The 21,401-nt window shown below is 72.3% G+C and carries 19 protein-coding genes; 14 read left to right on the top strand and 5 right to left on the bottom strand.

The window, feature by feature from the left end; all coding sequences use genetic code 11:
- Window positions 1-20: 20 nt before the first annotated feature.
- Window positions 21-743, bottom strand: a complete 723-nt coding sequence (lipB, locus tag BM236_RS11550; RefSeq protein ID WP_245750285.1) for a lipoyl(octanoyl) transferase LipB — start codon at window positions 741-743, stop codon at window positions 21-23.
- Window positions 744-840: 97 nt separating this feature from the next.
- On the opposite strand from lipB, the gene BM236_RS11545 reads away from it, so the two are divergent.
- Window positions 841-1,440 (top strand): hypothetical protein, encoded by a 600-nt coding sequence (locus tag BM236_RS11545; protein ID WP_091123785.1) that lies wholly within the window; start codon window positions 841-843, stop codon window positions 1,438-1,440.
- Here BM236_RS11545 and BM236_RS11540 read toward each other — a convergent pair.
- Window positions 1,415-2,308, bottom strand: a complete 894-nt coding sequence (locus BM236_RS11540) for a TIGR01777 family oxidoreductase (RefSeq protein WP_091123783.1) — start codon at window positions 2,306-2,308, stop codon at window positions 1,415-1,417. The two genes, BM236_RS11545 and BM236_RS11540, sit on opposite strands and share 26 nt — an antisense overlap.
- A 134-nt stretch (window positions 2,309-2,442) precedes the next feature.
- On the bottom strand, window positions 2,443-4,278 hold the full coding sequence (gene sucB, locus BM236_RS11535; protein WP_091123781.1) for a 2-oxoglutarate dehydrogenase, E2 component, dihydrolipoamide succinyltransferase: 1,836 nt from the start codon (window positions 4,276-4,278) through the stop codon (window positions 2,443-2,445).
- Between the two features lie 161 nt (window positions 4,279-4,439).
- On the opposite strand from sucB, the gene BM236_RS11530 reads away from it, so the two are divergent.
- The gene (locus BM236_RS11530; RefSeq protein WP_245750284.1) at window positions 4,440-4,802 is read left to right on the top strand and encodes a hypothetical protein; all 363 of its coding nucleotides are present in this window, start codon (window positions 4,440-4,442) and stop codon (window positions 4,800-4,802) included.
- Window positions 4,803-4,837: 35 nt separating this feature from the next.
- On the opposite strand, the gene BM236_RS11525 is transcribed toward BM236_RS11530, so the two are convergent.
- The gene (locus BM236_RS11525; protein ID WP_091123779.1) at window positions 4,838-6,337 is read right to left on the bottom strand and encodes a leucyl aminopeptidase; all 1,500 of its coding nucleotides are present in this window, start codon (window positions 6,335-6,337) and stop codon (window positions 4,838-4,840) included.
- A 54-nt stretch (window positions 6,338-6,391) separates the two neighbouring features.
- Here BM236_RS11525 and gcvT point away from each other — a divergent pair, with 54 nt between their 5' ends.
- The 7 genes from gcvT (at window position 6,392) to BM236_RS11490 (ending at window position 12,640) form a co-directional block, all read left to right on the top strand.
- Window positions 6,392-7,501, top strand: coding sequence for a glycine cleavage system aminomethyltransferase GcvT (gene gcvT, locus BM236_RS11520; RefSeq protein ID WP_091123776.1), 1,110 nt, complete (start codon window positions 6,392-6,394; stop codon window positions 7,499-7,501).
- Window positions 7,501-7,758 carry a hypothetical protein gene (locus BM236_RS11515; protein WP_091123775.1) on the top strand — a complete coding sequence of 86 codons (258 nt, stop codon included), beginning with the start codon at window positions 7,501-7,503 and terminating at the stop codon, window positions 7,756-7,758. Before gcvT ends, BM236_RS11515 begins: the two co-directional genes overlap by 1 nt.
- 29 nt (window positions 7,759-7,787) lie before the next feature.
- Window positions 7,788-9,137 (top strand): NCS2 family permease, encoded by a 1,350-nt coding sequence (locus BM236_RS11510; RefSeq protein WP_091123772.1) that lies wholly within the window; start codon window positions 7,788-7,790, stop codon window positions 9,135-9,137.
- 29 nt (window positions 9,138-9,166) lie between these two features.
- Window positions 9,167-10,069: a PhzF family phenazine biosynthesis protein gene (locus BM236_RS11505; protein ID WP_091123770.1), complete on the top strand. Its 903-nt coding sequence runs from the start codon at window positions 9,167-9,169 to the stop codon at window positions 10,067-10,069.
- A gap of 15 nt (window positions 10,070-10,084) precedes the next feature.
- Window positions 10,085-10,894, top strand: coding sequence for a thymidylate synthase (locus BM236_RS11500; RefSeq protein WP_091123767.1), 810 nt, complete (start codon window positions 10,085-10,087; stop codon window positions 10,892-10,894).
- A complete protein-coding gene (locus BM236_RS11495; protein ID WP_245750283.1) occupies window positions 10,884-11,426 on the top strand; it encodes a dihydrofolate reductase in 543 nt (180 codons plus the stop codon). Before BM236_RS11500 ends, BM236_RS11495 begins: the two co-directional genes overlap by 11 nt.
- A 104-nt stretch (window positions 11,427-11,530) precedes the next feature.
- Window positions 11,531-12,640: a calcium:cation antiporter gene (locus tag BM236_RS11490; protein ID WP_091123764.1), complete on the top strand. Its 1,110-nt coding sequence runs from the start codon at window positions 11,531-11,533 to the stop codon at window positions 12,638-12,640.
- Window positions 12,641-12,665: 25 nt separating this feature from the next.
- On the opposite strand, the gene BM236_RS11485 is transcribed toward BM236_RS11490, so the two are convergent.
- Window positions 12,666-13,235: a TIGR03086 family metal-binding protein gene (locus tag BM236_RS11485; protein WP_091123761.1), complete on the bottom strand. Its 570-nt coding sequence runs from the start codon at window positions 13,233-13,235 to the stop codon at window positions 12,666-12,668.
- A 101-nt stretch (window positions 13,236-13,336) separates the two neighbouring features.
- Between BM236_RS11485 and BM236_RS11480 the strand changes: the two genes are divergently transcribed.
- The 5 genes from BM236_RS11480 (at window position 13,337) to BM236_RS11460 (ending at window position 21,382) form a co-directional block, all read left to right on the top strand.
- A complete protein-coding gene (locus BM236_RS11480) occupies window positions 13,337-14,281 on the top strand; it encodes an LLM class F420-dependent oxidoreductase (RefSeq protein WP_091123759.1) in 945 nt (314 codons plus the stop codon).
- Between the two features lie 59 nt (window positions 14,282-14,340).
- Window positions 14,341-15,231 (top strand): 4-hydroxy-tetrahydrodipicolinate synthase, encoded by an 891-nt coding sequence (dapA, locus tag BM236_RS11475; protein ID WP_091123757.1) that lies wholly within the window; start codon window positions 14,341-14,343, stop codon window positions 15,229-15,231.
- A gap of 18 nt (window positions 15,232-15,249) precedes the next feature.
- Window positions 15,250-16,935, top strand: coding sequence for a ribonuclease J (locus tag BM236_RS11470; RefSeq protein WP_091123755.1), 1,686 nt, complete (start codon window positions 15,250-15,252; stop codon window positions 16,933-16,935).
- A gap of 101 nt (window positions 16,936-17,036) precedes the next feature.
- Window positions 17,037-19,715 (top strand): FtsK/SpoIIIE family DNA translocase, encoded by a 2,679-nt coding sequence (locus tag BM236_RS11465; protein WP_175507654.1) that lies wholly within the window; start codon window positions 17,037-17,039, stop codon window positions 19,713-19,715.
- A complete protein-coding gene (locus tag BM236_RS11460; protein WP_091123752.1) occupies window positions 19,712-21,382 on the top strand; it encodes a helix-turn-helix domain-containing protein in 1,671 nt (556 codons plus the stop codon). The genes BM236_RS11465 and BM236_RS11460 overlap by 4 nt, the downstream gene beginning before the upstream one ends.
- The last annotated feature ends 19 nt before the right edge of the window (window positions 21,383-21,401 follow it).

Genomic DNA, 21,401 nt, shown 5'->3' with positions numbered 1-21,401 from the left:
CCCTCAGTCGCCCTCGGGGGTCACCCGCGGGACGGGGTCAGCAGCTCGATCCGCGGGCCGTGGGAGGGCTCTGGCTTGGGGTCGTAGTCCGGGGTGGCGTCGTACGGCTCCCAGGCGAGGTAGGTCTCCAGGTGGCGCTGCAGGACGGGGAGCGTCTCGGCCACCGTGACGTCGCGCCCGGTCTCGACACTGAGCGTGGTGACGCCCGCGTCGGAGATGCCGCAGGGGATGAAGCGGTCGTACCAGTCGAGGGCGACGTCGCAGTTGAGCGCGATGCCGTGCATCGTGACGCCCTTGCTGACCCGCAGGCCGATCGCGCCGATCTTGCGCTCCTCGCCGCGCTCGTCGGCCTTGAGCCAGACTCCGCTGCGACCCGGGACCCGAGCCGTCGTCACGCCGAAGTCGGCGCACGTGCGGATCATGACCTCCTCCAGACGTCGGACGAAGTCCACGACGCGGACGTGGTCGGGCAGGCGCACGATCGGGTAGGCGACCAGCTGGCCGGGCCCGTGGAAGGTGATCTTGCCGCCGCGGTCGACGTCGACCACCGGCGCACCGTTGGTGTCGGTCGGCCGCTCGTGCGGGTCGGTGCGCTTGCCCGCGGTGTAGACCGGCGGGTGCTCGAGGAGGAGGACGGTGCCCTCCTGCTCGCCCGCGACGACCTTCGCGTGGACCTCCCGCTGCAGGTCCCATGCGTCGAGGTAGTCGATCGTCCCGATGCTGTCGAAGCGCAGGTCAGTCACGCTGCGAGGGTACTCCGGAGGTACGCCGGCACCAGCGGCAGCACCGCCTGTGGATGAGCGCTGCGGCGGCTCCGCGGTTCGGGGTAGGTGTTGTGCCATGGCGTCCTTAGACGAACCCGCCGCGGCGCCGCGGCTGCTGGTCCCGATCCTGGTCATCGGGCTGTTGGTGGGCGTCGTCGCGGTGCTCTCCTGGCCGGCGCCGGGGTCGCGGGCCGGGCGGTCGGAGGGCAGTCGGGCCGCCGCACCGGCCGGGCCGCCGGCCGGGCCGCCGGCCGCGTCCGCCTCGCACCCGTCGGTCCTCTCGCGTCAGGAGGCCAGGGCCGCGGGTGTGCTGGGCGAGTGGGACCGTCGCCGTGCGGCGGCGTGGGCGGCGGGCGACGCAGCGTCGCTGCGGGCGCTCTACGTGCCGGGAGCCAGTGCCGGGGAGGCTGACGTGGCGATGCTCGAGGACTGGTCGGCCCGCGGCCTCGCCGTCGACGCGCTGACCACACAGCTGCTGGCGGTGCGGATCGTCGCGCACGGCCCTGCTCGCTGGGTGCTGCGGGTGCGCGACCGGGTCACCGGCGCGGTCGCGGCCGGCGCCGGGCTCACCGAGCCGCTGCCGGCCGGTGCGACCGTGGAGCAGCGGGTGGTGGTGCGGCGGGTCGGCACCGCGTGGCGGGTCGCCTCGGTCAGGCCGGTCGGAGCGCGGTCGTGAGCACGGCGCGGATGTCGGGGTCGCGGAACTCGTAGCCGGACGCCGTCAGCACCTCCGGCCGGGCGTCGACCGAGCCGAGGAGCTCGGGGGAGAGGCGGCCGGCACCGATCCGGATGAGAGGTGCCGGGGCCGCCACCAGCGCCTTGCGGCCGACCTGGCGGGCCAGCTCGTCGGTGAACTGGGCGTTGGTCGGGGCGACGGGGCAGGTGATGTTCACCGGACCGGCGATGTCGTGCTCGAGGACGTGGAGCACGCCGCCGAGCCAGTCGCGCAGCGAGACGACGGGCATCCGCTGCCGTCCGTCGCCGATCCGGGCGCCGAGACCGGCTCGGAAGAGCGGGACGAGCTGGCGCAGCGGCGGCGCGGCCCGGTCGAGGACGGGGCTGGTCCGCAGGAACGCCACCCGGCCGCCGGCCTCGACGGCGGGCAGCGCCGCGTCCTGCCAGTCGCGGCACACGCTCGTCATCAGCGTGTGCCCGCGGCTGTCGGCCGACTCGCCGACAGGCTGCGGTCCGTGGTCGCCGTACCAGCCGACGGCGTTGCCGGCGAGGTACGCCGGCCTGCTGCCCGCGGCCGCGATCGCCTCGGCCAGCACCCGGGTGGTCGTGACCCGGCTGTTGCGGAGGGCGGTCGACCAGCGGCGCGAGTGGGGGTTGCCGAAAGTGGAACTGCCGGCCAGGTTGACGACGACGTCGGCGTTCTCGATCACGCCGGCGTCGAGCCCCCCGCCGTAGGGGTCCCAGGTCGACTCGCCGGACCGGGCCGGGCGGCGTACGAGCTGGGTGACCTCGTGTCCGCGCCGCTGCAGCTCCTCGCGCAGGTGCGACCCGAGGAACCCCGACGAACCGGCCATCACGACGCGTGCCATGCCCGTGACCCTAGCCGTGGCCGAGTGGGCAGAAGCTCTCGCCCCTCAACGGCCGAGTCGGCAGAAGCTCGCGGGGATGCGTGCGAGCTTCTGCCGACTCGAGAGTCCTGAGACCGTGACCTTCTGCCGACTCCTCAGATCTCGAAGGCGCCCGACTCGAGACGCTTCTTGACGTCCTGCAGGAAGCGGCCGGCGTCGGCGCCGTCGACCAGGCGGTGGTCGTAGGTCAGCGCGAGGTAGACCATGTAGCGCACCGCGATCGTCTCGCCGAGGTTCGGGTCGTCGATGACGACCGGACGCTTGACGACGGCACCGGGGCCGAGGATCGCGACCTGGGGCTGGTTGATGATCGGGGTGTCGAAGAGCGCCCCGAAGCTGCCCAGGTTGGTGATCGTGAACGTGCCGCCGGACAGCTCGTCCGGGGTGATCTTGTTGGTGCGGGTGCGGTTGGCGACGTCGGCGATCTTCTTCGCGAGCCCGGCGATCGAGAGGTCGCCGGCGTCCTTGACCACGGGCGTCAGCAGGCCCCGGTCGGTGTCGACTGCGAACGCGATGTTCTCGCGGTCGTAGTAGGTCACCTCGCCGGCCTCGGTGTTGAGGTTGGCGTTGAGCTTGGGGTGCTGCTTGAGCGCGTCGATCGCCGCCTTGGCGAAGAACGGCAGGTAGGTCAGCTTGACGCCCTCGCGCGCCAGGAAGGCCTCCTTGGACGCCTCACGCAGGCGGGCGATGTTGGTGACGTCCACCTCCATGACCTGGGTGAGCTGGGCCGAGGTCTGCAGCGACTCGACCATCCGCTCGGAGATGACCTTGCGCAGCCGGCTGACCTTCTCGGTCGTGCCGCGCAGCGGCGAGGGGGTGGCCGGCGCTGCGGCGGCGGGAGCGCCGGCAGCCGGGGCGGCGGGGGCGGCCGCGGCGGCAGCAGGAGCCTTGGCCGCCTCGGCCGCGGCGAGCACGTCCTCCTTGCGGATGCGACCGCCGACACCGCTGCCGGTGACGGTGGCCAGGTCGACGCCGTTCTGGGCGGCGAGCTTGCGCACGAGCGGGGTGACGTAGCCGTGGCCCTCACCCGACGAGGCGGATGCGGCGGGCGCCGGAGCGGCAGGGGTGGACGCGGGAGCAGCAGGCGCAGAGGCGGCGGGCGCGGTCTGGGCGGGCGCCGGCGTCAGCGTCGGCTCCGGCTTGACCTCCTGCTGGGGCTCCGGGGTCGGCTCGGGCTGGGCGGCGGGCTCGGGCGCCTGCTCGGGCTCGGGCTGCTTCTGCTCGGCAGCGGGCTCCGGCTCGGCGGGTGCCTCGGACGGGGTGGCGGAGGCGTCACCGACGATCGCGAGCTCGGCCCCGACCTCGACGGTCTCGTCCTCGGAGACCTTGATCTCGAGCAGGGTGCCGGCGATGGGCGAGGGGATCTCGGTGTCGACCTTGTCGGTGGAGACCTCGAGCAGCGGCTCGTCGACGGCGACGCTGTCGCCGACGTTCTTGAGCCAGCGGGTGACGGTGCCCTCGGTGACCGACTCGCCCAGCGCGGGCAGCGTCACGGAGGTGCCGGACCCGCTGGTCGGCTGCGTGTCGGCGGTGGGCTTGGGGGCCTCCTCGGCGGCGGGCGCGGGGGCCTCGGCCGCGGCCGGCTCCTCGGCCTGCTGCTGCACGGGCTCGGCCTGCGCGGGCTGCTCGGGCTCCTCAGCCTGGGCGGGCTCCTGCGGGGCGGACTCCGGGGCAGGCGCGGAGCCGGCCTCGTCCTCGGCGCCGACGATCGCGAGGACGGCGCCCACCTCCACGGTGTCGTCCTCGTTGGCGCGGATCTCCAGCAGCGTGCCGGCGACGGGCGAGGGGATCTCCGTGTCGACCTTGTCGGTGGAGACCTCGAGCAGCGGCTCGTCGACGGCGATGGTGTCGCCGACGTTCTTGAGCCAGCGGGTGACGGTGCCTTCGGTGACGGACTCGCCGAGTGCCGGGAGTGTGACTTCGGTGGCCAATGGAGTTCCTTCGCTCGCCTCTGTGGATGCGCCTCTTGATGCTGTGGTCAGGGGTTCCCGCCCGGAGGCCATCTTGTCACCCCGACACGCTGCGTCTACACCGGGGCGAGTTACCCAAGAGTCACCATCAGACACTCCTGACAGGGGGCACACTTGGCGTCATGTCGTTCCTCGACCGCTTCCGCCGCGGTGGCGGCCGCATGCGCCGACCGGCCCGCAACGCCGCCCGTACCGGCTCGACCCGCGTCCGCGCCGCCGACGACACCGACGTCGCGCACCTGGCCGACTTCATCGCGACCCGCCGCGGTGTCGAGGGCTTCGTCGAGCCGCGCACGGCGGTCAGCGACGTGACGCTGCTGCTGGTCGCGCACGACGGCGAGTGGACCCGGCGCCGGGTCCCGTCGGTGCAGTGGGCGCACCGGTTCTGCAACGACCACATGACGCCGTCGTACGACGCCGCCGTGGTCGGCATCCCGCAGCGGATGCGCGACTACAACCGGCGGCGGAAGCAGCAAGGGTCGTGAGGCGGTCTCGATACGCCCTCGCCTAGCGGCTCGGGCTACTCGACCTGCGAGGTGAGCGCGCGGACGTAGTCGACCAGCGTCGCGACCGCGACGCCCGTCCCTCCCGGCGTGATGTGGCCGCTCGCGCCGCCCGTGTTGTACGACGGCCCCGCGATGTCCAGGTGGGCCCAGGGGAGTCCCGCGGTGAACTGGCGCAGGAACGTGGCCGCGTAGAGACCGCCGCCCCAGCGGATGCCGTCGTACTGCGCCAGGTCGGCGACCTTGGAGGACCGGATCCGCTCCTCCATCATCTCGGGCAGCGGCATCGGCCAGCTCTCCTCGCCGGCGGTCGCCGCCGCGGCGAGGACGGCCTCGACCACCTCGGGGGAGCCCATGACGCCGGTGACCTTGTCGCCGAGCGCCGCGACCATGTGGCCGGTCAGCGTGGCCACGTCGACGATCACGTCGGGCCCGGTGCGAGCGGCGCGCACCAGCGCGTCGGCGAGGACCAGGCGACCCTCGGCGTCGGTGTTGGAGATCTCGACAGTGGTGCCGTCGCAGATGCGCAGCACGTCGCCGGGCCGCATCGCGTCGCCCGAGACCATGTTCTCGGCCATCGGCACGAAGGTCGACAGCCGGACCGGCAGGCCGAGCGCCGCGATGGCGAGCGTGGCCTGGACGACAGCGGCGGCGCCGGCCATGTCGCTCTTCATCTGCCCCATGGTGGTGCCGGGCTTGAGCCACAGGCCGCCGGTGTCGAACGTGATGCCCTTCCCGACGAGCGCGACGTGGGCGACGGGGTCGGACGGCGTGTAGGTCAGCTCGACCAGGCGCGGCGGGGCGCTCGAGCCGCCACCGACGCCGAGGATGCCGCCGCAGCCGAGCTCTGCGAGCGATGCCTCGTCGTGCACGGTCACCGAGATGGAGGTGGCGTTCTTGTTGTGCTCGGCGACCGCCGCCGAGACGGCGTCGGCGAAGAGCGGAGGCGTGAGATCGCCGCCGGGGGTGTTCACCCAGTCGCGGACGGTGGCAACGGCGGCGGCCACCACCTGGGCCTGCTCGAAGGCGGCAACGATCTCCTTGCGCCGCGCCGCAGGGCTCAGCACGATCGCCTCGCCGGGCGCGCGCGACTCGCCGGGCTGCTTGTAGGACGTGAAGGTGTAGCCGCCGAGCAGGTGGCCCTCGGTCACCGCCCGGACCAGGTCGGGGGAGTCGGCAGGCAGTGCGAGCGCGACCGACGTGGCGTTAGGAACGGCCCGGGCGGCCCAGCCGGCGGCCCGGCGCACGGCGTCGGGCGTCGGCTCCGGACCCAGCCCGACGAGGACCAGCAACGAGGTGGCGACGGTGTCGCCGGCCGGGAGCCGGGTGACCTCGCCGGCCCTGCCGGTGACGCCCAGCGTCGTGAGGAGGGGCCGCAGCCGCCGGCCAAGGGCCGCGGTCACGTCCTCGGCGCCCGGCGCGAGCACCGGCCCCTTCGGGCCCTGCAGCACGCCGACGACGACAGCCTCGGCCCGGGTCTTCGCCGGGCTGGCGGGCCTGAGGGAGTAGTGAGGCACGGGCGCACATTACCTGCGGCCGGGACGGCGTCCTGACTGCGGTAGTTTGCCGCCATGTCCGACGAACTCCTGCAGTCGCCGCTCCACGACAGACACGTCGCTCTGGGCGCCAAGTTCGCCGAGTTCGGCGGCTGGTCGATGCCCCTCGAGTACGCCGGCGCCGGCGTCGTCAAGGAGCACGTAGCCGTCCGCGAGGCGGTCGGGCTCTTCGACGTCAGCCACCTCGGCAAGGCGATCGTGACCGGTGAGGGCGCCGCCGACTTCGTCAACGCGACCCTCAGCAACGACCTGGGCCGGATCGGTCCCGGCAAGGCGCAGTACACACTCTGCCTCGACGACGAGACCGGCGGCATCGTCGACGACCTCATCGCCTACTACCGCGACGACCGGCACGTCCTGCTCGTGCCCAACGCCGCCAACACCGGCGAGGTGGTGCGCCGGCTGGCCGCGGCCGCCCCCGAGGGCGTCAAGGTCACCGACCACCACCAGGACTACGCCGTGCTCGCCGTCCAGGGCACCAGGTCCGACGAGGTGCTCGCGAAGCTCGGTCTGCCGGTCGGCCACGACTACATGTCGTTCCTCGAGGCCGAGTTCGCCGGCGTCGGCGTCGTCGTGTGCCGCACCGGCTACACCGGCGAGCGCGGCTACGAGCTGATCGCCGCCAACAGCGCGGCCGGCGAGCTGTGGGACAGGCTGCTCGAGGCGGGCGAGGAGTTCGGCATCCAGGCCTGCGGCCTCGGCGCGCGCGACACCCTTCGCACCGAGATGGGCTACCCGCTGCACGGCCAGGACATCTCCCTCGACACCACCCCCAACCAGGGCCGGCTCGGCTGGGCCGTCGGCTGGAAGAAGGACGCCTTCTGGGGCAAGGCGGCCGTCGTCGCCGAGAAGGAGGCCGGCCCGAAGCGCATCCTGCGCGGCATCGTCTCCACCGGTCGCGGCATCCCGCGCCCCCACATGCAGGTCTTCTTGAGCGCCGACGTCGCGGTCGGCGAAGTCACGTCCGGGACGTTCTCGCCGACCCTGAAGAAGGGCATCGGGCTCGCGCTGGTCTCCACGGTCGTCAACCCGGAGGCGGAGGTCAGCGTCGACGTACGCGGGCGCCGCGAGGTGTTCCAGCTGACCCAGCCGCCGTTCCTCGACACCTCGGTGCGCGAGTCCTGATGTCGCTCCCCGACCTCCCCGCGACCTTCCGACAGCCCGAGCCGTCCGACCGCCCCTGGTGGTGGCGGCTGGTCGACGTCCTCGGCGTCGAGGTCGCCGTCTCCGCGGAGTACGCCGACCAGCGGTTCGCCTCGCAGGGCGACGCCGAGTCCTGGGTCGGCGAGGTGTGGCGCGAGCTGGCCGACCAGGGCGTCGACTCCGTGACCCTCTTCGAGCACGACCGCGAGGTCTACGGCCCGATGTCCCTGCGGGCCTGACACCTCTCTCACTTCGACAAGGAGTCCCAGTGGACCGGTTCTTCCGGATCAGCGAACGCGGCAGCGGCATCGGCACCGAGGTGCTCGGCGGCGTCGTCACGTTCGCGACGATGGCCTACATCCTCATCGTCAACCCCTCGATCCTCGGCAGCCTGCCGGACGGGTCCGGCACGACGCTCGACCACGGCCAGCTGGTCACGGTCACGGCGCTCGTCGCCGGCGTGATGACGATCGCGATGGGCCTGTTCGCCAACGTGCCGATGGCGCTGGCCGCCGGGCTCGGCGTCAACGCGTTCGTCGCGTTCACGCTCGTCGGGTCCAGGGGCCTCACCTGGCCGGAGGCGATGGGCGTCATCGTCATCGAGGGCGTCGTGATGCTGGTGCTGGTCCTGGTCGGCCTGCGCGAGGCGATCATGAACGCCATCCCCGACGGGCTCAAGCGGGCCATCGCCGGCGGCATCGGACTCTTCATCGCCCTGATCGGCCTGGTCGACGGCGGCATCGTCACGCACCCGGAGTCGGGCACGATCGTCGCCCTCTCGCAGGACATCAGCTCGTGGAACACCCTGGTCTTCGTGGTCGCGCTCGTCCTGATCGCGATCCTGATGTCGCGCCGCGTCCCGGGCGCGCTGCTCATCGGCATCGTGCTCGCCTCGGTGGTCGGCGTGATCATCAACGCGATCGCGGACAAGACGCCGGTGCCGGGCGCCGAGCTGCCCGACTCGATCGCCGCCGCGCCCGACTTCGGCCTGGTCGGCGACATCAGCTTCAACGTCTTCGACGTGGTCGGCTTCGGCGCCGCGCTGGCACTGATCGTGACCGTCCTGATGGCGAACTTCTTCGATGCCATGGGCACCGCTCTCGCGATCGGCCGCGAGGCGAACCTGATCGACGACAAGGGTCAGCTCCCGCAGATGCGCAAGGTGCTCGTCGTCGAGTCCGTCGGCGCCATCGCGGGCGGCGCGGGCTCGGCCTCCTCCAACACGATCTTCGTCGAGAGCACGGCGGGTGTCGCCCAGGGCGCCCGCACCGGACTGGCGAATGTCGTCACCGGCGTGCTCTTCCTGCTCTCGATGTTCTTCGCCCCGCTCGCCGGGATCGTCCCGGCGGCCGCGACCGGGCCTGCGCTGGTCGTCGTCGGCGCGCTGATGATCAGCCAGGTCGCCGGCATCGACTGGAACGACATGGGCATCGCCCTGCCCGCCTTCGCGACCCTGGTGATGATGCCCTTCACCTACTCGATCGCGAACGGCGTCGGAGCCGGCATGGTCCTCTACACGATCATCGCCCTCGGTCGCGGCGACTGGCGCAGGATCCATCCGCTGATGGCGGTCGTGGCGGCGCTCTTCGTCTGGTACTTCGCCCGCGGCGTCATCTGACGCGGCCCACTTCGTCCTACGATCCGGCCATGCGCCCGTTCCGCCAGGTCGATGTCTTCAGCTCCGAACCGTTGATGGGGAACCCGGTCGCCGTCGTCCACGACGCCGACGGGCTCTCGGACGACCAGATGGCCGCGTTCGCGCGGTGGACGAACCTGTCCGAGACGACGTTCCTGCTGACGCCGACGGATCCGGCCGCCGACTACCGGCTGCGGATCTTCACGCCGAGCGGTGAGCTGCCGTTCGCCGGGCATCCGACGCTGGGGAGCGCTCATGCGTGGCTGGAGGCCGGAGGCCGACCTCAGAGCACGGAGGCCGGAGGCCGACCTCAGAGCACGGAGGCCGGAGGCCGACCCACCAGCGGCGAAGGCATGGTGCAGGAGTGCGGCCTCGGGCTCGTCGACATCCGTCGCGAGGACGACCGGCTGGCGTTCGCGGCGCCTGACCTGCTGCGCTCGGGCCCGGTGTCGGAGGAGGACCTCCATCGCATCGCGGCGGGCCTGGGGATCGGTCGCGACCAGATCGTCGACGCCCAGTGGGTCGACAACGGACCGGGCTGGGTGGCGGTGCTGCTCCCGGACGCCGGCGCCGTGCTCGCCGTACGGCCGGACGCGGCGGCGCTCGGCGACCTCGCGGTCGGTGTGGTCGGGATCTACCCCGAGGGCACCTCGGACCCGGCCGACGACTGCGCGATCGAGGTCCGGGCGTTCGTCGGCGGGCTCGGCGTCGACGAGGACCCGGTGACCGGCTCGCTCAACGCGGGTGTGGCCCAGTGGCTCACGGCCAACGGCACCCTCCCGGCGACGTACCTCTCCTCCCAGGGGACGGCGCTCGGGCGTCGCGGGCGGGTGCACGTCACCACCGAAGACGCGGGCGTCATCTGGGTCGGCGGGGACACGCGCACCACGATCGTCGGCACACTCGAGATCTGACCTAGGCTGAGGGTCGTGCGCCAGTACCTCGACCTGATGCGGAGAGTCCTCGACGAGGGGGTCGAGAAGAGCGACCGGACCGGGACCGGGACGCTCAGCGTCTTCGGCCACCAGATGCGGTTCGACCTCTCCGCCGGGTTCCCGCTCGTGACCACGAAGAAGGTCCACACCCGCTCGGTCTTCGGCGAGCTGCTGTGGTTCCTGCGCGGCGACACCAACGTGAAGTGGCTGCAGGACCGTGGCATCACGATCTGGGACGAGTGGGCCGACGAGAACGGCGACCTCGGCCCGGTCTACGGCGCCCAGTGGCGCAGCTGGCCCACCCCGGACGGCCGTCACCTCGACCAGCTCGCCCAGGTCGTCGAGGACCTGCGGACCAACCCCGACTCCCGCCGCCACATCGTCAGCGCCTGGAACCCGGCCGACATCCCCGACATGGCGCTCGCGCCGTGCCACAGCCTCTTCCAGTTCTACGTCAGCCCTCAGCAGGACGGCCCGGGCCGGCTGAGCTGCCAGCTCTACCAGCGCAGCGGAGACGTCTTCCTCGGCGTGCCGTTCAACATCGCGTCGTACGCGCTGCTCACCCACATGGTCGCCCGGGTGGTCGGGCTCGAGGTCGGCGACTTCGTGCACACGCTCGGAGACGCCCACCTCTACCTCAACCACCTCGACCAGGCCCGGCTCCAGCTGACCCGCGAGCCGCGGGCGCTGCCCACCCTCGTGCTCAACCCCGAGGTGACGGCGATCGACGCCTTCGACCTGGAGGACATCGCGGTGGAGGGCTACGACCCGCACCCGGGCATCAGGGCCCCCATTGCTGTCTGAGTCGGTCGTCGAGGAGCTCGACGTCCTCGGCAAGCGCGTGGTCCTCGTGGCAGCGGTCGCCGAGAACGGCGTGATCGGCGCCGGCCCCGACATCCCGTGGCACATCCCCGGGGAGCAGGCGGAGTTCAAGGCGCTCACGATGGGCCACACGCTCGTCATGGGCCGGACGACGTTCGAGTCGATCGGGCGGCCGCTGCCGGGCCGGACCACGATCGTCCTCACCCGCGACCCGTCCTGGTCCTACCCGCCGACAGGGTCAGGGACCGCGTCCGTGCTCGTCGCCAACACGGTCGAGGAGGCCCTCGCGATGGCCGCCGGACTGCCCGGCGACGTGATGGTGGTCGGGGGCGCGCAGGTCTACGCCGCCGCGCTGCCGTACGCCGACCGCCAGGTCATCACGCGGGTCCGGCTGCGCCCCGAGGGCGACGTGCACTATCCGGCCTTCGCGGCCGAGGAGTGGACCGAGACGCGCCGCGAGCCGGGCGAGGCCTACGACCGGGTGTTCCTCAGCCGGCGTCCGACCGGCGAGTGAGTCGACCGGCCGCCGACCTGCAGGTGGTGGTCGGCGCGCGCCGGGCAACTCGATTCTCCGGCTAGGGTCGTCCTCGACCGCAGACCCGACGATGAACGGCCGCCATGCAGCGACTCCAGCCCCTCCTCTCGCGGCTGCACTGGTCGGTCAGCGTGCCGATCCTCGCGATGCTGTTGCTGGCCGTGACGTGGGGCGGCCACCCGCAGGGCGTCCTCGTGGCGGTCATCGCGGTGACCCTGGTCGGCGCCGTGCTGGCCTCGGTGCACCACGCCGAGGTCGTCGCCCACCAGGTGGGGGAGCCGTTCGGATCACTGATCCTCGCTGCGTCCGTCACGGTCATCGAGGTCGGCCTCATCGTGACCCTGATGGCCGGCGGTGGGCACGGCAACGCGTCGCTCGCCCGCGACACGGTCTTCTCGGCGGCGATGATCTGTGTCAACGGCATCGCCGGCGCCTCGCTCCTGGTCGGCGCGCTCAAGCGTCGGCTGGCGGTCTTCAACCCCGAGGGCAGCGGCTCGGCGCTCGCCACCGTCGCGACGATCGCGGCGATCTGCCTGGTCCTCCCGACGTTCACCACGTCGCACCCGGGCCCGGAGTTCTCCGGGGCACAGCTGACGTTCGCTGCCGTCGCGTCGCTCGCGGTCTACGCGCTCTTCGTCTTCACCCAGACCGTCCGGCACCGGGACTTCTTCCTCCCCGTGGCGATGGACGGCACCGTGCGCGACCTGGACGGCGATGAGCACGCCGACCCGCCCGGCGTACGGCCGGCGCTGACCAGCGGCGTCCTGCTTCTCCTCGCCCTCGTCGCCGTGGTCGGGCTGGCGAAGATCGAGTCCCATCCGATCGAGGACGCCGTGGACGCGCTGGGCCTCCCGCGCAGCTTCGTCGGCGTGGTCATCGCCCTGCTGGTGCTGCTGCCCGAGAGCATCGCGGCGGTGCGGCAGGCGCTCGCCGACCGGGTCCAGATCAGCCTCAACCTCGCCTACGGCTCGGCGATGGCCTCGATCGGGCTGACCATCCCGGCGATCGCTGTCGCGTCGATCTGGCTGGACGGGCCTCTGGTGCTCGGCCTCGAGCCGACGCAGATCGTGCTGCTGGCGATCACCATGCTCGTGGCGACGCTCACCGTCGTCCCCGGCCGCGCCAAGACCCTGCACGGCGGGCTCCACCTGGCGCTGCTCGCGGCGTTCCTGTTCCTCGCCGCCAACCCGTGACCGCCGGCTGACTGCCAGCTGACGCTCAGCGCCCGAGCAGGCGCAGCGCGTCCGACCACGCGTCGTCGCCGGCGACAGCCTTCGCGGGGGCGAAGACGCCGGGCGTCCCGCCCGGGCGGGCGGCGATCGAACGGGCGCTCGCCAGGACGACCTCGACGACGACGTCGGGCGGCCGGTAGACCTCGCCGAGGGCGGTCGCGACGTCCCACGCATGGACGGCGCAGTCGACCACCTGCATCCCCAGCGCCGTCTCCAACGACGCCTCGCGGTCGAACTCCGCGAGCCTGACCCGTGCCTCCGGCGCCGCGTCGCGGAAAGCGGTCCGCAGGCGGTCCGCGGAGGCGTCCCAGCTCGACCGGACCTGCTCGGCGCTCAGCTCGGGCGCTGCGTACGCCTCCACGGGGGCGTCTCCGTCCGCGACCGCTGCCGCGAACCCCTCGTTCTGGCCGACCATGTGCCCGATCAGCGCGCGCAGGTCCCACTCCGAGCAGGGCGTGGGTGCGCCGAGATCGGCGGCGGCCGCCTGCCTCACCAGCACACCGGCGTCGTCGAGGGCCCGCTCGAAGAGCAGTCGGAGGTCGTCCAAAGTCGCCATGCGCACGAACGTAGACCGACCTGCCGACACCGGGCGAGCGGGATTCGCGGGACGCGGCACCCGGACGCGGGCGTCGGGTGTGCCTCACTAGGCTCGTCGCCATGGAGCTGCGCATCTTCACCGAGCCCCAGCAAGGGGCCACGTACGACGACCTGCTTGCCGTGGCCGCGACGGCCGAGGAGCTCGGGTTCGGGGCGTTCTTCCGCTCCGACCACTACCTCGCGATGGGCGGCGACGGGCTGCCCGGACCGACCGACGCGTGGACGACGCTGGCCGGCCTCGCCCGTGAGACGAGGAGCATTCGGCTCGGCACGCTCGTGACCAGCGCGACCTTCCGCCACCCCGGTCCGCTCGCGATCCAGGTGGCCCAGGTCGACCAGATGTCGAACGGCCGGGTCGAGCTCGGCCTCGGCGCCGGCTGGTTCAGCGCCGAGCACGAGGCCTACGGCATCCCGTTCCCGGCCACGGGCGAGCGGTTCGACCGGCTGGAGGAGCAGCTGGAGCTGATCACCGGGCTGTGGGCGAACCCGGTCGGTGAGGGGGTCGGCTACGACTTCGCCGGCGACCACTACCAGGTCAAGAGCAGCCCGGGCCTGCCCAAGCCGGTCCAGCGCGGCGGCCTGCGCGGTGGCGTGCCGGTCGTCATCGGCGGGCACGGCAAGAAGCGGACGCCCGCCCTCGCCGCGGCGTACGCCGACGAGTTCAATGTGCCCTTCGCCAGCGCCGAGGATGTCGCGACCCAGTTCGGCCGGGTCCGCGCCGCGGTCGAGGCCGCCGGTCGCTCGGCCGCCTCGATGACCTACTCGGCCGCCCTGGTCGTGTGCGTGGGCGCCGACGAGGCCGAGGTCGAGCGTCGCGCCGCGGCGATCGGCCGGGAGAAGGACGAGCTGCGCGAGAACGGCGTCGCCGGCACGCCCGACGAGGCGGTCGCCAGGCTCGCGACCTACGCCGAGGCCGGCGTGGAGCGGGTCTACCTCCAGGTGCTCGACCTGGCCGACCTGGACCACCTCCGGCTGCTCGCCGCGGAGGTCATGCCGCGGGTCTGATGGGCTCCGCCCCGGCGCGCGATCATCGTCGTTCAGCGGGGGAGCGATACCCTTGACCCATGACGTCCGCCGCACCGTTCGGGACCGTTCTGACGGCCATGGTCACCCCGCTCCGAGAGGACGGGTCGGTCGACCTCGACGGTGTGCAGAAGGTCGCGAAGCACCTGGTCGAGCACGGCCACGACGGCCTCGTCGTCTCCGGCACGACCGGCGAGTCGGCCACGACGACGGTCGCTGAGGACGCCGAGACGCTCGCCGCCGTCCGCGACGCGGTCGGCTCGACGGCGAAGATCGTGGCCGGCGTCGGCACCAACGACACCCGCACCTCCGTCGAGCTCGCCCTGCAGGCCGAGAAGGCCGGCGCGGACGGCCTGCTGGTCGTCACCCCGTACTACAACAAGCCGGGCCAGCGCGGGATCGTCGAGCACTTCCGCTCCGTCGCCGCCGCGACCGACGTCCCGGTGATCCTCTACGACGTCCCCGGCCGCACCGGCTCCTCGATCGGCTTCGACGCCTACCGCGAGGCGATCGGCTTCGACACCGTCGTCGCGGTCAAGGAGGCCGCCGGCGACCTGGCCCGCGGCACCCGGCTGATCGACCTCGGCTACGCCGTCTACTCCGGTGACGACGCCCTCAACCTCGCCTGGCTCGCGCACGGCGCCGTCGGCGTCATCTCGGTCGCCGGCCACGCGGCCGGTGACCTGCTCCGGACGATGGTGGACGCCGCAGCAGCGAACGACCTCGCCACCGCCCGACAGACGTATGCGCGGATGCTCCCCGCGATCGACGCCATCATGGGCGTCCCCAACTATGGAGCGACCACCGCCAAGGCGGCCCTGGAGCTGCTCGGAGTCCTCGACAACCGCCGCGTCCGGCAGCCCCTGGTGGCGCTGGACGAGGACGAGGTCGCCGCGCTGCGCGACGGACTGACCGCGGCGGGTCTTCTCTGACCCAACGTTAGGAACTGCATGTCCCACTCCCACCCGGAGCTGTCTGCGCCCGCGCCCCTCGACAAGGGTGCCCTGCGGGTCACTCCGCTCGGTGGCCTCGGCGACGTCGGCCGCAACATGACCGTCTTCGAGTACGACGGCCGCCTGCTCATCGTCGACTGCGGCGTCCTCTTCCCCGAGGACCACCACCCCGGCGTCGACCTCATCCTTCCCGACTTCAGCTCGATCCGTGACCGGCTCGACGCCGTCGAGGCGATCGTGCTGACCCACGGCCACGAGGACCACATCGGCGCGACGCCGTACCTCCTGCGCGAGCGGCAGCAGATCCCGCTCGTCGGCTCCAAGCTCACGCTGGCCCTGCTGGCGTCCAAGCTGCGCGAGCACCGCCTGCGGGAGAGCGTGCAGCACGTCGTCAAGGAGGGCGACCGGATCGCGTTCGGGCCCTTCGAGCTCGAGTTCGTCGCGGTCAACCACTCGATCCCGGACGCGCTCGCGGTCGCGATCCGCACGGGCGCCGGCCTGGTGCTGCACACCGGCGACTTCAAGATGGACCAGCTCCCGCTCGACGGCCGGATCACCGACCTGCGCGCCTTCGCCCGGCTGGGGGAGGAGGGCGTCGACCTGTTCCTCACCGACTCCACCAACGCCGAGGTGCCGGGGTTCACGACCTCCGAGCGCAAGATCACGCCGGCCATCGAGCAGGTCTTCCGCGAGTCGACCCAGCGCATCATCGTGGCGAGCTTCGCCTCGCACGTGCACCGCGTCCAGCAGGTCCTCGACGCCGCGGCCGCCCACGGGCGCAAGGTCGGCTACGTCGGTCGGTCGATGGTCCGCAACATGCAGATCGCCGCCGAGCTGGGCTACCTGCACGTCCCCGAGGGGGTGCTCGTCGAGGCCAAGAAGCTCGCCGACCTGCCCCCGGAGCGTCAGGTGCTCATGTCGACCGGGTCGCAGGGCGAGCCGATGTCGGCGCTGTCGCGGATCGCGCAGAACAGCCACAGCTTCGTGCGGATCGAGGCCGGAGACACCGTCCTGCTCGCCTCCTCGCTCATCCCCGGCAACGAGAACGCCGTCTATCGCGTGATCAACGGCCTGGCCAAGCTCGGCGCCAAGGTCGTCCACAAGGGCAACGCCCTCGTCCACGTCTCGGGCCACGCCTCGGCCGGTGAGCTGCTCTACTGCTACAACATCGTCCGCCCGCGCAACGTGATGCCGGTGCACGGCGAGATCCGGCACCTGCTCGCCAACGGCGACCTCGCGCGGCTCACCGGTGTCGACAACGTGGTCATCGCCGAGGACGGCATCGTCGTCGACCTGGCCGCGGGCGTCGCGAAGGTCGCCGGCAAGGTCGACTGCGGCTACGTCTTCGTCGACGGCCAGTCGGTCGGCGACATCACCGAGTCCGAGCTCAAGGACCGCCGGATCCTCGGCGAGGAGGGCTTCGTCTCGGTCATCGTGGTCGTCGACTCGGTCAGCGGCAAGGTCGCCGCCGGGCCGGAGATCCACGCCCGCGGCAACGTCTGGGGCGAGGGCGCCTTCGATGAGATCAGGGGCCCGATCCTCGACGCCGTCAACGTCGCGCTGTCCGAGGGCGTCACCGACACCTACCAGCTCCAGCAGCTCATCCGGCGCCGGATCGGGCGCTGGGTCTCGGACACGCACCGGCGCCGGCCGATGATCGTCCCGCTCGTCGTGGAGGCCTGACAGGACCCGGCACCGCGCGTGCGGCGGAAGTCGCTGCGCGCGTGCGACACGCACGACTGTGATCCCTGGGACTGGAGTGACGATCGCCTAGGTTTGCTGGCATGGCGACCCGTACGTCTTCCCCGCCGGGGTCGCGGAGCAAGAGCACGTCCTCCTCCAAGGGAGGTCGTGCTCCCAGCAGCCGCACCCGGAGTGCCGGAACACCGACCAAGCGCTCGACCTCGCGCACCTCCACGGCCCGCAAGCCGGCTGCGCGGAAGAGCGGGTCGAGCCGTCCCGCGCCGCGTGCGGTCCGCAGCGGACGCGGCCCGGTCGCCACCCTCTTCCTCGCCCTGTTCAAGGGCGTCGCCGCCATCTGGCTGGCGGTCGCCCAAGGCATCGGCACCCTGGCCCGCAGCATCGGGCACGGCGCTCGAGACCTCGAGCCCGAGCACCGCCGTGACGGGGCCGGCCTCTTCGTCCTCGGCCTCGCCCTCGTGACCGCAGGGGCGGTCTGGTTCGAGATCCAGGGCGGCGTGCTCGGCTTCGTCCGGACGCTCGTCACCGGCAGCGTCGGCAAGGTCGGATGGCTGGTGCCGCTGGCGCTCGTCTTCGTGGCCGCCCGCACCATGCGCGACCCCGAGGGCACCGGCCCGGCCGGACGCCAGGTGATCGGCTGGTCGTCCCTCGGCCTCGGCGTGCTGGGCATCGTCCACATCGCCAACGGCAACCCGCAGCCGCAGGGCGGCAACGCCGCAGCGCTGCAGGACGCCGGTGGGGCCGTCGGCTACGTCGTGAGCGCCCTGCTGCTCGACCTGCTGCGGTCGGCGTACGTCGTCGTGCCGCTGCTGCTCCTGCTCGCGTTCTTCGGCGTGCTCGTCATCACCGCCACGCCCGTCTACCAGGTCCCCGCCAAGCTGGCCGCCCTCCGCGACCGTGCGCTCGGCCTGCACCACGAGGACGACGGCTCCGACGAGTTCAGCGTCGGCCCGCACGACACCCAGCCGATCGCGAAGCGGAAGTCGAAGCTGGACGACTCCTTCATCGACCCGGACATGGGCGACCCGGCCTACGACAGCCCGGTCCTCGAGGACCGCGAGATGCGCAAGCGCCGTCGGCGGGGCGAGAAGGTCAACCTCGACCAGCTCTTCGCCGACGACCCCTTCACCGCGGAGGACGCGGCGGAGGAGGGCGCCGAGGAGGCGCTCGAGCCGACCGTCCGCCGCCCGAAGCCCGGCGCACGCCAGGACAAGCCGGCGGCCAAGGGCGAGCTCGAGCCGCCGCCGCACACGCCACTGCCGCCGCGCGTCGAGCAGCTCATGCTCTCCGGCGACGTCACCTACACGCTCCCCGGCAGCGAGCTGCTGAAGCCGGGGGACGCCCACAAGACCCGCACCAAGGCCAGCGACGCGATCGTCAGCCGGCTGCAGCAGGTGCTCGACGAGTTCGGCATCGACGCCCAGGTGGTCGACTACACCCGCGGCCCGACCGTGACGCGCTACGTCGTCGAGGTCGGCACCGGCGTCAAGGTCGAGAAGATCCTCGGCATCCAGAAGAACATCGCCTACGCCGTCGCGTCGGCCGACGTCCGCATCCTCAGCCCGATCCCCGGGAAGTCGGCCGTGGGCGTCGAGATCCCGAACCCCGACAAGGAGATCGTCTCCCTGGGCGACGTGCTCCGCTCCGCGGCGGCGCGCAGCGACCACCACCCGCTGGTGGCCGGCCTCGGCAAGGACGTCGAGGGCGGGTTCGTCGTCGCCAGCCTCGCCAAGATGCCGCACCTGCTCGTCGCCGGTGCCACGGGCTCCGGAAAGTCGTCGTTCATCAACTCGATGATCACCTCGATCCTGATGCGGGCCACGCCCGACGAGGTGCGGATGATCATGGTCGACCCCAAGCGGGTCGAGCTGAACGCCTACGAGGGCGTGCCGCACCTCATCACCCCGATCATCACGAACCCGAAGAAGGCCGCCGAGGCGCTCGAGTGGGTCTGCCGCGAGATGGACATGCGGTACGACGACCTCGCCAACTTCGGCTTCCGGCACATCAACGACTTCAACAAGGCGGTGCGCGAGGGCAAGGTCGAGCTTCCCGCGGGCAGCGAGCGCGAGCTCGCCCCGTACCCGTACCTGCTGGTCATCGTCGACGAGCTCGCCGATCTGATGATGGTCGCCCCGCGTGACGTGGAGTCCTCCATCGTCCGGATCACGCAGCTGGCCCGAGCGGCGGGCATCCACCTGGTGCTCGCCACCCAGCGCCCGTCGGTGGACGTCGTCACCGGCCTGATCAAGGCCAACGTGCCGTCCCGGCTGGCGTTCGCCACCTCGTCCCTGGCCGACTCGCGGGTCATCCTCGACCAGCCGGGCGCCGAGAAGCTCGTCGGCCAGGGTGACGGGCTGTTCCTCCCGATGGGTGCCTCGAAGCCGATCCGCGTGCAGGGCTCGTGGGTCTCCGAGGCCGAGATCGCGGGGGTGGTCAAGGCCGTCAAGACGCAGCTGGAGCCGTCGTACCGCGAGGACGTCACGGCGCCCGCCGCCGCCAAGCGCGACCTCGACGACGACATCGGCGACGACCTCGAGCTCGTCGTCCAGGCGATCGAGCTCGTCGTGACGACGCAGTTCGGCTCCACGTCGATGCTGCAGCGCAAGCTCCGCGTCGGGTTCGCCAAGGCCGGCCGCCTGATGGACATCATGGAGAGCCGTGGCGTGGTGGGCCCCAGCGAGGGATCCAAGGCTCGTGACGTGCTCGTCAAGCCTGACGAGCTGGACAGTGTGATCGCGACGCTTCAGGGGGAGCTGTGAGCACCACCGACATCCAGATCAACCGCAACGGGCGCCTGGCCGCCATCATCGGCGTCGTGGCCGCGGTCGTGGCCGTGGCGTTCTTCGTCAGGCACCACGGCGCGCTCGATCTCGTGCTCGGTGTGGTGCTGCTGGGCATCGCCGGCTACCAGCTGTTCTCGGCGTGGGACGCGCGCACGCCGCTGCTCGTGGCCGACGACCTCGGCGTCCGGGTCCGGCTCGGTCGGGTCTGGCAGGGGATCCCGTGGAAGGAGCTCGACGAGGTCGAGCACCTCCCGCGGCGCTCCTGGTGGCGCGACGGACGACTGGTGCTGCTGCCCGAGGACGACGCCGCCCAGCTCGCGGCCCTCCCCGCGTCGGGCCGGCGGCAGGCGACGATCACACAGAAGCTGTACGGCGCCCCGTTCGTCGTCCCGCTCGGCCTCGCGACCGTCGTCGCCGGAGGCTCGCGCGACCTCTCCTCGCGACTGGCCGACCTGGCCGGTGAGGACACCACCATCGTCGAGATCGACCCCGAGATCGACCCCGAGATCGACACGGGTGTCGACGGGGTCGACTCCGGCGTCGGCGACGAGAGCTGGAGCGACGAAGGGCCCGAGCCGACGCGGCCGATCGCCCGCGAGTCGGCGCGTGACCCCTTCACCGACACCGCCGAGCGGCCGCTGCTGTCGGCCAGCCCGACCCCGACGCCGCTGCGCGAGCCGACCGTCGCCGTCCGGTCCGAGGTGACCCGGGACTTCTCCACGATGGGCGCCAACGCGCTGAAGCTCGACCAGGTCGACCCGGTCGGCTCTGACGACGAGACGCACACCGGTCTCCCGGAGGCCGACGAGCTGCGTCGCCCGTCCTTCGGCGGCCTCCCGGGCGAGGCCGACGGCGTCACGCCGATCGCTCGCCCCGGCGAGCCGGTCGAGCCGCTGGTGATCGAAGACCTGGGCCCGACACCGGCCCCCGAGCCGGTCATCGGCCCGGAGCTGGCGGCCGCGCGCACCCGGATCGGTCTCACCGTCGACCAGCTCGCCGACCGCACGCGGATCCGTCCTCACGTGATCGAGGCGATCGAGGTCGACGACTTCGGTCCGTGTGGTGGCGACTTCTACGCGCGCGGTCACCTGCGGACGCTGGCTCGGGTCCTCGGCGTCGACGCCGCGCCGCTGCTCGAGCACTACAGCGCGTCCTACGCGGACGCTCCCATCGACGCGCGCCGCGTCTTCGAGGCCGAGCTGGCCACCGGCGCCGGCGGCCCGATCCGCCGGATGAAGGGCGGACCCAACTGGTCCGTCCTCGCCGCCGCGGTGATGGCGATCGTGCTCGCCTGGTCGGTCGCCCGGCTCGTCCTGGACGGCTCCGCAACGACGCCGCCCCCGGCGCCCAGCCTGGGCAGCGGCTCGGCCGGCACCGGCAACCCCTACGGCAAGCTCGCTCCGGCCGTCCCCGTGACGATCACCGCCGCCGGTGGCGGCACCGAGGTCGTCGTACGTGATGCGGGTGGTGACGTGGTCTTCTCCGGCTCCTTGGCGTTCGGGGAGTCCAAGACGTTGCGCGCCTCGCCGCCGGTGCGCATCCAGGCCTCCGACGGGTCCGCCACGGTCGCCGTCGACGGCGGCAAGGCCGCTGCGGTCGGCAAGACCGGCGAGGCGGCCCAGCAGACCTACACGGTGAACTGACGGCGCCAGGGCGCCCCGA

Origin of the sequence: Nocardioides terrae (assembly GCF_900112345.1) — a bacterium.
In the GTDB taxonomy this organism is placed as follows: Bacteria; Actinomycetota; Actinomycetes; order Propionibacteriales; family Nocardioidaceae; genus Nocardioides; species Nocardioides terrae.
Note: the sequence above shows the minus strand (reverse complement) of the source record. Positions and strands in the feature narration are given on the sequence as shown.